This window comes from Actinophytocola sp. (assembly GCF_050699935.1).
GTDB lineage: Bacteria > Actinomycetota > Actinomycetes > Mycobacteriales > Pseudonocardiaceae > Actinophytocola.
The window spans coordinates 62,380-74,445 of record NZ_JBOHGB010000018.1 but is presented as its reverse complement, the minus strand read 5'-3'; the positions used below and the strand labels follow the sequence as shown (position 1 = coordinate 74,445).

General features: G+C 70.3%; 14 protein-coding genes and 1 pseudogene. 6 read left to right on the top strand and 9 right to left on the bottom strand.

Annotated elements, in window-relative coordinates; all coding sequences use genetic code 11:
• Positions 1-108 precede the first annotated feature (108 nt).
• On the bottom strand, positions 109-399 hold the full coding sequence (locus ACRDTB_RS09560) for a hypothetical protein (protein ID WP_431429659.1): 291 nt from the start codon (positions 397-399) through the stop codon (positions 109-111).
• A gap of 174 nt (positions 400-573) precedes the next feature.
• Positions 574-1,122: pseudogene (locus ACRDTB_RS09555) on the bottom strand (EamA family transporter); the annotation flags it as partial.
• A 251-nt stretch (positions 1,123-1,373) separates the two neighbouring features.
• Here ACRDTB_RS09555 and ACRDTB_RS09550 point away from each other — a divergent pair.
• Positions 1,374-1,559, top strand: coding sequence for a DUF7455 domain-containing protein (locus ACRDTB_RS09550; protein WP_431429658.1), 186 nt, complete (start codon positions 1,374-1,376; stop codon positions 1,557-1,559).
• Between the two features lie 134 nt (positions 1,560-1,693).
• Here ACRDTB_RS09550 and ACRDTB_RS09545 read toward each other — a convergent pair whose 3' ends face one another.
• On the bottom strand, positions 1,694-1,831 hold the full coding sequence (locus ACRDTB_RS09545; protein ID WP_431429657.1) for a hypothetical protein: 138 nt from the start codon (positions 1,829-1,831) through the stop codon (positions 1,694-1,696).
• A gap of 163 nt (positions 1,832-1,994) precedes the next feature.
• Here ACRDTB_RS09545 and ACRDTB_RS09540 point away from each other — a divergent pair, with 163 nt between their 5' ends.
• From ACRDTB_RS09540 to ACRDTB_RS09530, 3 genes are read left to right on the top strand one after another with little or no spacing between them, the layout of a single operon-like run.
• Entirely contained in the window at positions 1,995-2,678 is a 684-nt protein-coding gene (locus ACRDTB_RS09540) for a hypothetical protein (protein ID WP_431429656.1), read from the top strand.
• 47 nt (positions 2,679-2,725) lie between these two features.
• Positions 2,726-3,025 carry a hypothetical protein gene (locus ACRDTB_RS09535; RefSeq protein ID WP_431429655.1) on the top strand — a complete coding sequence of 100 codons (300 nt, stop codon included), beginning with the start codon at positions 2,726-2,728 and terminating at the stop codon, positions 3,023-3,025.
• Positions 3,022-3,618, top strand: coding sequence for a putative T7SS-secreted protein (locus ACRDTB_RS09530; RefSeq protein ID WP_431429654.1), 597 nt, complete (start codon positions 3,022-3,024; stop codon positions 3,616-3,618). The genes ACRDTB_RS09535 and ACRDTB_RS09530 overlap by 4 nt, the downstream gene beginning before the upstream one ends.
• 1 nt (position 3,619) lies before the next feature.
• On the opposite strand, the gene ACRDTB_RS09525 is transcribed toward ACRDTB_RS09530, so the two are convergent.
• The 5 genes from ACRDTB_RS09525 to ACRDTB_RS09505 form a co-directional block, all read right to left on the bottom strand.
• A complete protein-coding gene (locus ACRDTB_RS09525) occupies positions 3,620-4,756 on the bottom strand; it encodes an ROK family protein (RefSeq protein WP_431429670.1) in 1,137 nt (378 codons plus the stop codon).
• Positions 4,757-4,832: 76 nt separating this feature from the next.
• Complete coding sequence (locus ACRDTB_RS09520; RefSeq protein WP_431429653.1) at positions 4,833-6,263, bottom strand: sugar ABC transporter permease; 1,431 nt, start codon at positions 6,261-6,263, stop codon at positions 4,833-4,835.
• A 21-nt stretch (positions 6,264-6,284) separates the two neighbouring features.
• Positions 6,285-7,058 carry an ATP-binding cassette domain-containing protein gene (locus ACRDTB_RS09515; RefSeq protein ID WP_431429652.1) on the bottom strand — a complete coding sequence of 258 codons (774 nt, stop codon included), beginning with the start codon at positions 7,056-7,058 and terminating at the stop codon, positions 6,285-6,287.
• A 71-nt stretch (positions 7,059-7,129) separates the two neighbouring features.
• Entirely contained in the window at positions 7,130-8,251 is a 1,122-nt protein-coding gene (locus tag ACRDTB_RS09510) for a sugar ABC transporter substrate-binding protein (protein WP_431429651.1), read from the bottom strand.
• Between the two features lie 156 nt (positions 8,252-8,407).
• Complete coding sequence (locus ACRDTB_RS09505; RefSeq protein WP_431429669.1) at positions 8,408-10,144, bottom strand: DEAD/DEAH box helicase; 1,737 nt, start codon at positions 10,142-10,144, stop codon at positions 8,408-8,410.
• A gap of 161 nt (positions 10,145-10,305) precedes the next feature.
• Between ACRDTB_RS09505 and ACRDTB_RS09500 the strand changes: the two genes are divergently transcribed.
• Positions 10,306-11,445: a YihY/virulence factor BrkB family protein gene (locus ACRDTB_RS09500; RefSeq protein ID WP_431429668.1), complete on the top strand. Its 1,140-nt coding sequence runs from the start codon at positions 10,306-10,308 to the stop codon at positions 11,443-11,445.
• Positions 11,442-11,840, top strand: coding sequence for a VOC family protein (locus ACRDTB_RS09495; RefSeq protein ID WP_431429650.1), 399 nt, complete (start codon positions 11,442-11,444; stop codon positions 11,838-11,840). The genes ACRDTB_RS09500 and ACRDTB_RS09495 overlap by 4 nt, the downstream gene beginning before the upstream one ends.
• Here the strand turns inward: ACRDTB_RS09495 and ACRDTB_RS09490 are convergent.
• Positions 11,807-12,055 (bottom strand): DUF3039 domain-containing protein, encoded by a 249-nt coding sequence (locus ACRDTB_RS09490; protein ID WP_431429649.1) that lies wholly within the window; start codon positions 12,053-12,055, stop codon positions 11,807-11,809. The two genes, ACRDTB_RS09495 and ACRDTB_RS09490, sit on opposite strands and share 34 nt — an antisense overlap.
• Positions 12,056-12,066 lie beyond the last annotated feature (11 nt).

Sequence of the window (12,066 nt, the reverse complement as noted above, 5' to 3'; positions counted from 1 at the left end):
CCGGCCGGCCGTCGTCCTGCGCCACGAACCACAAGGTCAGGCCGACGGTCATCGCGGCCACGCCCACGACGATCACCCAGAACAGGTGGTTCAGCGGGTCGAACCGGTTCACCGCTCGGCCCGCGCGGTGTAGTTGGTGTGCCACGCCAGCGGGCCGACCGCCGCGTCCAGCTGGTGCATGAACACCCGCGTGCACCCGGCGCACAGGTCCGGCACGCCGATCCAGCCCTCCGCGAGCGACTCCACGCAGGTCTTGTTCTTGTGGGGGTTGCGGCACTTCGCGCGGTTCTCCTCGAAGATCTCGGCCTGGACCCGCGCGACGGTGGCTTCGAGGTCTTCGCGTCTGATGGGCCCGATGGTGTCGGGCAGCTCTTCGGGCACGGCGGGTTTGGTGGGCATGTCCACTCCCTCTGGACGTGCCCGTCAATCAAGGATAGCGGCACCCCTGTCGCTCACCGTTGACCAGCAAAACCGCTGGTGAGCATGCCGCTTAGCTGCCGCGTAGTGCGCGACTACCTCGAGTGAGTCTTGTCGTGGACACGCCCCGGCCCGCACTGGCCGGGGCGTTTCGCTTTACAGGGGCTCGGGTCTGGCTTGCGGCTCCCTGGAGCGGAGGGTGAGCCCGACGACGACCGCGGCGATGCCGAGTGCCTCCGGGATCGAGGGGACCTGGCCGAGCACGACGAGCCCGATCACCGTCGCGGTCACGGGGAGCAATGCCAGCAGCAGGGCGAAGGCAGCCTGACCGAGGCGCCGCAGGACCACCTGGTCGAGCGCGTAGGGCACCACCGTGGACAGCACGCCGACGCCGATGCCCATGAGCAGCAGTCGTGGCGAGCCCCAGACGGGCCCGGTGTCCCACGCCAGCGGCACGAGCACGACCGTGGCCACCGCGAACCCGACCGCGAGCCCGTCCACGCCGAGCCCGACGTCCGCCACGCGCTTGCCGACCAGGATGTAGCCGGCCCACAACACAGCCGCCGCCAAGGCGAACAGGACGCCGAGGGTGCTGCCCGCCCACTGGACGTCCGCTATAAGCAGAACTCCGCAGATCACCAGCAGCAGGGCGCCGACATCGCGCATGGTCCGCGACCCGAACGCCGCGACGAGCACCGGCGACGAAGAGTAGCGGCGCCGGCACCGCCCGCGCTCTTAGCACTCGAGCCACCGAGTTCACCAGCCGATCCTGCATGCCGGGACAGGCGCTGCGACAACTGGGTTAAAACTTGGTTTGAGGGATCTCTCATTACGGCGGGGAACACTGACGACAAGCAGAACGTCTGGAAGAGTAGAAGGTGCGAGCACTCCCCAGTGGTGATCGCAGCCGGAGACGGCATCGGGCCAACCGGTGCCGGGACGGAGGGAGATCTGCCATGAACACAACACTCGCCCGCCCCGACCTGACCGCTGCCGATCGCTGCGACCGGTGCGGGGCCGCCGCACAGGTCCGTGCCATCCTTCCGTCCGGGGGCGAGCTCCTCTTCTGCGGGCACCACGCGCGCAAGCACAAGGAGCGCCTGCGTGAGCTGGAGGCGGACCTCCAGCAGGGGCAGTCGTAGTCCTCGGCCTGACGAGACTTCAGCGCGGGCGGGATCCGGAAGGGTCCCGCCCGCGCCGTGTCCGGATCCGTGAGTGGGCAGGCCCCGCCGGAACCCGCCCACTCACACCCCCGGTGACGCCGCCGGTTCCCCGGTCACCGAACGGCCACCTCCAGAAGCTGGGCCAGCCCGCTGAGCACCTTGGCCAGGAGACGCAACAGGTCGTCCTCCAGCCTCGCCTGGTGCAGAAGAGCCAGTACCACGGCCGGCAGCACGACCCTGATCAACTTCATGTCCCCATCGTCGGGGACCGCCGGCCCCGGAAGACGATCGTTGACGACGGTTGCCAGATCTTGGCGAGGCTTGACGAAGATTGACGACTCACGGAGTGCGTCCGGTGTGTGTCTGGCACACTCGCCCTCCGACGGTGACGGTGCGGGCAACCGGAGGGGTCCGATGGCGGGGGTGCCCATGCCGGAGCTGCCGCCCGGCCCGGCGTGTGATCTCATCACCGCGTTGCACAAGCTGTACGAAAACGCGGGCCGCCCCAGCCTGCGAGATGTCAGCAAGTGGATCGAGGACGACGACGACCTCCCCGCGACGGCGAGCCACGAGCAGGTGCGCCAAGTCCTCCTCGGCAAGCTGACCACGTGGCAGCGGACCAAGGCCTTCGTCCACGTGCTCGTGCGCGAGTCGACGCCTCCCGGGGACCTCGATGCCACCCTGCTCGAGTTCAAGGAGCTCTGGCTCGCTGCCGACAACACGCGTAAAGAAGTGCGGGCCAGCCCGAAGCTGGACATCGCCGTCCGCTGGCTCTACGGCGACGGACCACGGGAGGCAGTCAAGATCGTCCTGCGGACCACCCTGCTCGTGCCGCTGGCCGGCGAGGGTGGCTTCGTCCTCGCCGAGACCCGCGCGCTCGGCCGCTGGCTGTGCGTGTTCACCAGCTCGGCACGGCTGACGGAACACCAGGCGGCGACCGAACCGGCATGGTCGGCCACGTGGACACCGATGGGCGGCCGTCAGCTGTTCGAGCGGCTGCACGCCGTGGCCGGGGATGCCAGCATCCTCGTCGACGGGTGGACAGAGAAGAACGCCTTGCCGATAACGGCCGAGATCATTGCCACGACGATTCGGTAGGCTCTGACGCCGAGATCGGGGGTTTGCGAACGCAAGGGGGACGGAGAGTGGCGGACTTCGAGGTCGATGTCGACGAGGTGCGGCGCGCGGGCACACAGGTGCGCGGTCTGGGTGACTCGCTCGCAGAGGCCGACAGCCTGAAGTACCTCACCGCGCCCGACGAGGTCGGCGACGACGAGCTCGCACGTGCGCTGGCCAAGCTCCACCGGGCATCCCGACGCAGCACCGACGATCTTCGCGAGCTGTCCGAGAAGGCGGCGAGTCGGTTGGCGGACACCGCGAACGAGTACGAGCGCCTGGACCAGGCCGTTGCGAACACGCTCAGGCCGGAGTCGAGTGCCAGTTGACCAACTCCGAGCTGCGCGGCAACGCCACCGCCATCGAGAGTGAGGTCCAGCGGCTGCGCGCCCTGCGCGACACGCTGGACTCGCTGGGCGACGCCGTCCGCGATCTGGCGATCGATCGTTGGGAAGGTCCGGCGCGCGAGGCGTTCGACCAGTTCCGGCAGCGATACTGGAAGCGGCTGTACGAGGTCGCCGAGCTGCACGACGACGCTGCCACGCACCTCGACCGGTACTACCGGACGCTGGTCGACCTGCGCGGCCGGATGGCGGGGGCCGGCGTGGTGCCGGGGGTCGCCGCCGACGACCTGGCCCGTTGGCAGGGACAGCTCCAGACCGAGGCGCACACCGCCGCGGTCGCCATCCGGACGGTCGCGGCGGCGCTCGACGCGCTGCCCCCACTGCTGCCCGAGCCGCCCGAACGCGTGCCCGAACCCGCCGCAAACGTGCCGCCGGCGGTGCTCACGTCCGGACCGGCAGACCGGTCCGGCGGGCTCGACATCCGGACCGTGTACGGCGATCCGGCGAGCTTCCAACGCGACATCGACGAGCTGCGCGCGCAGATCGCCACCGGGAAAACGGTCGTGGTCGGTCCATAGGTCACACGGCGTCGAGGACGGGCTCGAAGGCCAGCTCGGCGGCTCCGAGCAGGGTGACGTCGCCGCCCAGGGTGGAGGCCACGATGCGGGTTCCGCCGACGGCCCGGGACACCAGCGACCGCTCCCGGACGGCGGCGGCTACGTCGGCGATCAGCGACGCCGGCAACGCCGTGAACAGGTCGCCGAGGACGACGAGCTCCGGGCCGAGCACGTTCACAACGTTGACGAGCCCCAGCGTGAGCCACTCGGCGAACTCCCCGAGCCGGGACCGGATCTCGGCGGGATCCGCGGCCAGGGAGCGCAACTCGGCCACCACCGCCCCGCGCGGCGAGCCCTCGCGCAGCCCCAGCGCGCGACACAGCGCCCGCTCGCCCACCTCGGTCTCCCAGCAACCCTGGCTGCCGCAGTAGCACGGCCGCCCGCCGGGGTGCACGACCATGTGCCCCAGCTCCCCCAGGTACCCGGCGGTCCCGCGCAGCGCGGACCCGTCCGAGATCACGCCGCCGCCCACCCCGACGTCCGCCGACACGTAGACGGCGTCTGAGGAACCTCGGGCCGTGCCGCGGAGATGCTCGGCGAGCGCGCCCAGCTCGGCGTCGTTCCCGACCATGATCGGGACGTCGAAGACCGCGCCGAGGCGCTCGCCCAGCGGCACGTTCGTCCAGTGCAGGTTCGGCGCCTCGTGCACGTGACCGTCGGAACGGCGGACGACACCGGGCACCGACACGCCCACCGCCACCGTCCGGACGCCGAGGTCGGCCGCCAGCACCATGGTCGAGTCGATCACGTGGCTGATGACCTCGTCCGGCTCGCGGGTGCGGACGCGCAGGTTCCAGCTGTTGCGCCCCAGGATCTCGCCGCCGAGACCGACGAGCGCGATCGCCACCTGCTCGACCCGGACGTCGACCGCCAGCACGACCGCGGCGTGTGGCTGCGGCAGCACGAGCAGTGATGGGCGACCCGCCCCGCTGCGCTGCCGCGGCACCCGCTCCTCGACCACACCGGACTCGGCGAGCCCGTCCACCAGGGCCTTGATCGTGCTGCGGTTGAGCCCGAGCTCAGCCGCGAGCGACGCCCTGGTGCACGGGCCGCCGATGTGCAGTCTCCGGAGCAGGACCGTGCGGTTGTGCCGGCGCACCTCGTCGGGCCGGGCGCCCAGGCTGGGCGTCCCGGTGGTGCTCGTCAATCCCCTCGCTCCTGTCGCATCAACGCGCTCAGCCCGCGACCGCGGCCCTCCGCCGGGACAGCGCGTCGACCGTGGCGGCCAGCAGCAGCACGAGCCCGGTGATGATGTTGACGATCGCGGCGGGCTGGTGGAGGAGCCCCAGGCCGTTCTCCACGACCGCGAGCACCAGGCCGCCGATCACCGCGTGGGCCACCTTGCCCCGGCCGCCGAACAGGGACGTCCCACCGATCACGGCCGCGCCGACGGCGAACAGCAGCGTGTTCAACCCACCGGCCTGCGGGTCGACCGAGCCCGCCTTGGACGAGTACACGATCGCGCCGATGGCCGCCGCACTGGCGGACACCACGAAGACGCTCGCCCTGATCTTGCCCACGTTGATACCGGCGCGGCGGGCGGCCTCGGCGTTACCGCCGACCGCGTAGATGTGCCGGCCGTAGCGGGTCCGGTTGAGCACGTAGGTCCCGACCACGAGCAGGCCCAGGATGACCGGCACGACGTAGGGCACGCCGCGGATCGTCACGAGGTCCGGGTTCGGCGAGCGGTTCAGCGTCAGCAGCCAGGTCAGCACGATCGCGAGCGCGGCGACGGCGCCGGACTTGGCCAGCACGATCGGCGTCGGCTGGGTCACCAGTCCCCTGCGCAGCCGGAAGAAGTGCTCGCCGAGCACCACGAGCGCGTAGCCGCCGGCCGCGATGACGCACAGCACCCAGCTGCCCAACACCGACAGGCTGCCATTGGCGACGTTGAACAGCACCGGCGACGTGCGGATGCCGAACACGCCGCCCTCACCGATGAACTGCAGGATCACGCCCTGCCAGGTGATGAACAGCGCCAGCGTCACCACGAACGACGGCATACCGATCTTGGACACCATGAAACCGGTGATGCAGCCGATCGCCGCGCCGACGCACACCGCGAGCAGCATCTCCAGCCACGCGTTGGGCGCGACGCCGAGCAGTGCCATGACGACCGCGACGAGGCTCAGCACGGCACCGGCCCAGATGCGCATCAGCAGCGCGAGCGCCGCGGCGGCGACCAGGCCGAAGACGAACACGTAGAACACGGTGGTTCCCATGCCGCCGAGCAGGTTGCCGGCACGCACGTAGTGCATGGCCATCACAGCCGCGCAGACGCCGGACAGGGTGCCCGCGGACAGGTCGATCTCGCCCACCAGCAAGACGTAGACGAGGCCCATCGCGATGATCATCTTGCCGGCGCCCTGGGCGACCAGGTTCGCGGTGTTGTTCAGCGTGAAGAAGTTGTCGGAGAGCACCGAGAACACGATCACCAGTACGGCGAGACCGAGCAGGGCCGGCAGCGAGCCGAGCTCGCCGCCCCGCAACCGCGCGAAGTAGTCGCGGATCGCCTCACCGCTGGACTGGGACGTGCTGTCGATGCCGAAGTCGGAGATCGCGCCGCCGTTGGACGCGGTGTCGGACTTGGCCGGGGTTTCCGTCATGGGGGAGGTCCTCGGGTGAGATCAGAGAGTGGCTTGCTCGGGCCGGGCGAGGCCGAGATCACCGGACCGGCCGGCTGTGATCAGCTCGACGACCTGGCTGTGCGTGATCTCCTTCGCCGGCAGGTCGGCGACGAGCCGGCCGAGGTACAGCGTGGAGATCCGGTCGGCGACCTCGAACACGTCGGCCATGTTGTGGCTGATCAGCACGACGCCGAGGCCCTGCTCGGCCAACCGCCGCACCAGGTCCAGCACCTGCCGCGTCTGCGCGACGCCGAGTGCGGCCGTCGGCTCGTCGAGCAGGACGACCTTGCTGTCCCACAACACCGCCTTGGCGATCGCCACGGTCTGCCGCTGCCCACCGGAGAGCTGCTTGACCAGCGTGCGGACCGACTTGACCGTGCGCACCGAGAGCGACGCGAGCGTCTCCCGGGCGGCCTTCTCCATGCTCGCCTCGTCCATCAGCCAGCGAGTGCCACGCTCCCGGCCGAGGAACATGTTCTGCACGACATCGAGGTTGTCGGCCAGCGCGAGGTCCTGGTACACGACCTCGATGCCGAGGTCGGCGGCCTCGCGCGGGCTGTGGATGGTGACGTCCTCGCCGCGGAAGCGGACCTGCCCGGAGTCCATTGGGTAGATGCCCGCGACGCACTTGATCAGCGTCGACTTGCCCGCGCCGTTGTCGCCCACGAGTGCGGTGACCTCGCCGGCCCGGACCGTGAAGTCCACGTCGTGCAAGACGTGCACGGGGCCGAAGCTCTTGTTGATCCCGACCAGCTCGAGTAGGGGCTCACTCACGGAATTTCCTCCTCACCCCTGAGGCAGGCCGCGCCCGCAGCGCCGGGCGCGGCCTGTCAGGGTCGACCGGATCAGGTGATGCCGAGCTGGGTGCAGACGGCCTGGAGCGCGCCGGTGCACACCTCGTCGGCCTTCACGTAGCCCTCGTCGATGACCCGCTTGACCTCGTTCTTGGTGATCAGGAACGGCTCCTCCAGGACGGACTTGACCTGGCGGTTGCCCTCGGGGTCCTCGGTCGTGTCGGTCGCGATCTTGTCCGCGGCGGCCGTGTCGCCATTGGCCAGCGCGGCGGCCAGCTTGGCGGTCGCCTCGGCCTCCAGCTTGATCGGCTTGAAGACCGTCATGTACTGGTCGCCGGCGAGGATCGCCTTGAGACCGTCGGCGGTGGCGTCCTGGCCGGTGACCGGGACCTTGCCGTTCAGGCCGTTCTTCTTGAGCACGGTGATGACCGCGCCGGCCAGCCCGTCGTTGGCCGCGACCACGCCGTCGACCTTGCCGCCGTTGGACGTCAGGATCTGCTCGAAGGTGGTGCCGCCCTTCTGGTTGTCCCAGTTGTCGATCGGCTGGGACTGGACCAGCTCGAGCTTGCCGGAGTCGTAGAGCGGCTTGAGGACCTTCTGCTGACCCTCGTGGAACAGCGTCGCGTTGTTGTCGGTCGGCGCACCCTCGATCTCGATCACCTGCGCGCCCGGCTTGTTCTTGAGCGCGTCGGCCAGACCCTGGCCCTGCAGCTCGCCGACCCGCACGTTGTCGAACGACACGTAGTACTCGGAGCTGCCGCCGAGGTTGAGGCGGTCGTAGTCGATCGTCGGGATGCCCTGGGCCTGCGCCTTCTGCGCGACCGTGCCGCCGATCTCACTGTTGATGGAAGCGATGATCAGGACCTTGACCCCGTCGTTGATCATGCCGTCCGCGAGCGTGCTGAACTTCTGCACGTCGCCCAGCGCGTTCTGGATGTCCGGGTCGAGACCCTCTGCCTTCAGCGCCGCCTCGAGCATGGGCTTGTCGAAGCCCTCCCAGCGGGCCGAGGTCGCCGTCTCGGGGAGGATCACGCCGACCGGAATACCACCAGAGGACTGGTCGGCCGTGTCGCCGCCACCGCCGCCGCCCGTGTCCTCGTTGGCACCACACGCCGACAGGGCGAGGGTCAGACCCACCCCCGCGGCGAGAAGAGCAAGCCTTGTACTGCGCATTCAACGGTCCCTTCACAGTCCTCAGGACAAATGTTGCGGTGCACAACATATGCCCGCGCGAGCAGTGATGGAAGGCACAATCCGGCATTTCGCGCCTCGGGTACGACACAGTTTGGCAACGAACGGGCTATCCGCCCGCAATGCGGCCGTTGACCGCTACCAGGAACGCAGCGTAGCGATCCGCTCCTCGAGCTGCTCGACGGACGCCATCGCCGTGGGCGGTCCGGAGCACACTCTCCGTAGCTCGCTGTGGATCATGCCGTGCGGCTTTCCGGTGCGATGGTGGTACATCGCGACCAACGTGTTGAGCTCCTTGCGCAGCGACGCCAGCCGTTCGGCCACTGTCCGCGACCGTTGCGGCGCGACCTCCGGCTGGCGCTGCACGGCCCGGCGGGAACGCTCCGTGAGCTGCTCGGTCTGCCGCTGGCGAAGCAACGCGCGCACCTGGTCGGGCTCGAGCAGGCCCGGCAGCCCGAGGTACTCCTGCTCCTCCGCGGACCCGGCGAACGCGGCCGTGCCGAACGACGAGCCGTCGTAGATCACCTGGTCGAGCTCCGCCGACGCGGACAACGCGGTGTACGCCTTCTCCTCCTCGCCGGGCTCGTCCTTGACCCGGTTCGCGTCGAGCAGCAGCTCGTCGTCCCAGCCGTCGGACTCCCGGTCCGGCTTGCCGAGCACGTGGTCGCGCTGGGCCTCGAGCTGGCTCGCGAGCTCGAGCAGCACCGGCACGCTGGGCAGGAACACGCTCGCGGTCTCGCCGGGACGGCGGGCGCGGACGAAGCGGCCGACCGCCTGGGCGAAGAACAGCGGGGTCGACGCGCTCGTCGCGTACACGCCGACGGCCAGCCGCGGCACGTCCACGCCCTCGCTGACCATCCGTACGGCGACGAGCCACCGGTCGTCGGACTCGGCGAACTCGGCGATGCGGGCGGAGGCCCTGGGGTCGTCGGAGAGCACGACGACCGGGTCATGGCCGGTGGTGCGGGCGAGGATCTTCACGTACGCCTTGGCGGACTCGTGGTCCGAGGCGATCACCAGGCCGGCCGCGTCGGGCACGGTCTGGCGCAGCTGGGCGAGCCGCACGTCGGCGGCGCCCAGCACGGCCGGGATCCACTCGCCGAGCGGGTCGAGCGCCGTCCGCCAGGCACGCGCGGTCTGCTCGGCCGTCATCGGCTCGCCGAGCCGCGCGGTGAACTCCTCGCCCGCGCTGGTCCGCCAGCTCGCCTCGCCGGAGTAGGCGAGGAAGACCACCGGCCGGACCACGCCGTCGGCCAGCGCCTCGGCGTAGCCGTAGGTGTGGTCGGCCACGCTGCGCAGGAAGCCGCTACCGTCCGGTTCGTAGACCACGAACGGGATCTGCGAGTCGTCGCTGCGGAACGGGGTGCCGGTGAGCGCGAGCCGGCGGGTGGCCGGTGTGAACGCCTCGCGGATCGCGTCACCCCAGGACTTGGCGTCCCCGCCGTGGTGGATCTCGTCGAGCACGACCAGCGTCTTGCGGTGCTCGGTGCGCACCCGGTGCAGCATCGGATGGGCGGCGACCTGGGCGTAGGTGACGGCGACGCCGCGGTAGTCGCTGGACGTGGCGCCCGCCCCGTTGCGGAAGTTCGGGTCGATCGAGATGCCGGCCGTGGCCGCGGCGGCCGCCCACTGGTGCTTGAGGTGCTCGGTCGGCGTGACGATCGTGACCTGCTCGACGATCCGGTCGGCCAGCAGCTCCGCGGCCACCCGCAGCCCGAACACGGTCTTGCCGGCGCCGGGCGTGGCCACCGCGAGGAAGTCCTTCGGCCCCGCGGCCAGGTACTTCGTGATCGCGCGGCGCTGCCAGGCACGCAACGGCCGGGCTGTCGTGGGTGCCTGCGCGGCTCCCTGCTCGATCGGCTCGGCCGTCACCATCTCCCCCTGCTCGTCCGGGCACGGCAAAGCCCCCAAGGGACATCATTGAGGGCGAGGCCGACTGTACCTGCGGGGCACCGGCCGGGAGGTGGCGACACGACAGGCGAAGTTCCGGACGGGTCGCGCCGATCATGTGCCAATGCACCATGCTTGAGCTTGACATGAGTCCACAGCCACAACACCCGACCCGCAACGCGGCGCAGCGGACCGGCGCCCTGCTACGGCGCAGCCCCCTGCGGCTGCTGAAGCGCACGTGGGCGAAGGCGTGGGACGGCAACCTGTTCTCCGAGGCGGCCGAGGCGGCGTTCTGGCAGGTGTTGTCGCTGCCGCCGCTGCTGCTGGGCCTTCTCGGCAGCCTCGGCTACGTGGGCCAGTGGCTCGGCCAGGGCGTGATCGACCAGGTGCACGCCGCGATCATCGAGTGGTCGCGGACCGCGTTCAGCGCCAACGTCGTCGAGCAGATCATCGAGCCGACAGTGGACGACATCCTGCGGCACGGGCGCGGCGAGATCCTCACCGTCGGGTTCCTGATCTCACTGTGGGCCGGCTCGTCGGCGATGTCGTCGTTCGTCGACGCGATCACCGTCGCGCACGACCAGTACGGCGTGCGCAACGAGGTGTGGCAGCGGCTCTTCGCGCTGCTGCTCTACCTGGTGTCGCTGGGGCTGCTGGTGGTCGGGCTGCCGATCCTGGCGCTGGGCCCGGAGCTGCTGCCGAAGCTGTTCCCGGTCGCCTGGCGGCCGGACATCTCGTTCTGGGTGGACCTGCTCTACTACCCGACGCTGGGCGTGCTCCTCGTGCTGGCGCTGGCGACGCTGTACAAACTGGCGCTGCCGCGCAAGCTGCCGTGGCACCGCGGGCTGCCGGGCGCGGTGCTCGCGATGATCGTGTTCCTGCTGTCCAGTATCGTGTTGCGGCTCTACATCTCGTGGATCACCACGACCGGCTACACCTACGGCGCGCTCGCGACGCCGATCGCGTTCCTGCTGTTCGCCTTCTTCATCGGGCTCGCGATCGTGATCGGCGCGTACTTCAACGCGGCCATCCAGGAGATGTGGCCGGCCCGGATGACCCGGCGGCAACGCCGCAAGTGGCGGCGGCTGGAGATGGGCCGCGCCTCCGCCCGACCCACCGACGGGGCCCCGCCCCGCACCGCCACGCCGCCCGAAACCGCCATCCCGCCCCACACCGCCACGCCGCCCACCACCGCCACCTCGCCCAAAACACCGGACGTGCCCGCACGACCGAACGGGCGCACCGACCAGACGCCGACGATCCCGGCGGAGCGGCGGAAGCCGTGATCGGACGGCTGCACCACGTCGTGCTCGACTGCCCGGCCCCGCGCGACCTGGCGTCCTTCTACAGCGAGCTGCTCGGCCTCCCGGTCACCTACACCAGCGACGACTGGGTGGTGGTCGCCCGGAACGACACCACGTCGGGGCTCGCGTTCCAGCTCGCGCCGGACCACCGGCCGCCGGCGTGGCCGGACCCCGCGGCGCCCCAGCAGGTCCACCTGGACGTGATGGTCGACGACATCGCCGCGGCCGTGCCGCGGGTGCTCGCGCTCGGCGCCACCCGTCTCGCCGAGACGGTGTTCGCCGACCCGGCCGGGCACCCGTTCTGCCTGATCCCGCGGCCCGGGTGGGCACCGCCGGTCGGTGATCAGTCCTCGCCGCCGGGCGGGAGCCGCTCGTAGATCTTCTTGCACTCCGGGCACACCGGCGAGCCGGGCTTGGGAGAGCGGGTCACCGGGAAGACCTCGCCACACAGCGCCACCACCATCGTGCCCGTGACCGCGCTCTCGGTGATCTTGTCCTTGCGCACGTAGTGGAACATCTTCGGGGTGTCGTCACCCGTGGTGTCGGTGCCTTCCGGCCTCGTGTCCACATCGGGCAGCGTTTGCGTATTCACGGGCTCAATGA

Coding starts and splice junctions, on each gene's coding strand:
- ACRDTB_RS09560 (WP_431429659.1), bottom strand. CDS start 399: ATGCCCACCAAACCCGCCGTGCCCGAAGAGCTGCCCGACACCATCGGG.
- ACRDTB_RS09550 (WP_431429658.1), top strand. CDS start 1,374: ATGAACACAACACTCGCCCGCCCCGACCTGACCGCTGCCGATCGCTGC.
- ACRDTB_RS09545 (WP_431429657.1), bottom strand. CDS start 1,831: ATGAAGTTGATCAGGGTCGTGCTGCCGGCCGTGGTACTGGCTCTTCTG.
- ACRDTB_RS09540 (WP_431429656.1), top strand. CDS start 1,995: ATGGCGGGGGTGCCCATGCCGGAGCTGCCGCCCGGCCCGGCGTGTGAT.
- ACRDTB_RS09520 (WP_431429653.1), bottom strand. CDS start 6,263: ATGACGGAAACCCCGGCCAAGTCCGACACCGCGTCCAACGGCGGCGCG.
- ACRDTB_RS09510 (WP_431429651.1), bottom strand. CDS start 8,251: ATGCGCAGTACAAGGCTTGCTCTTCTCGCCGCGGGGGTGGGTCTGACC.
- ACRDTB_RS09505 (WP_431429669.1), bottom strand. CDS start 10,144: ATGGTGACGGCCGAGCCGATCGAGCAGGGAGCCGCGCAGGCACCCACG.
- ACRDTB_RS09500 (WP_431429668.1), top strand. CDS start 10,306: ATGAGTCCACAGCCACAACACCCGACCCGCAACGCGGCGCAGCGGACC.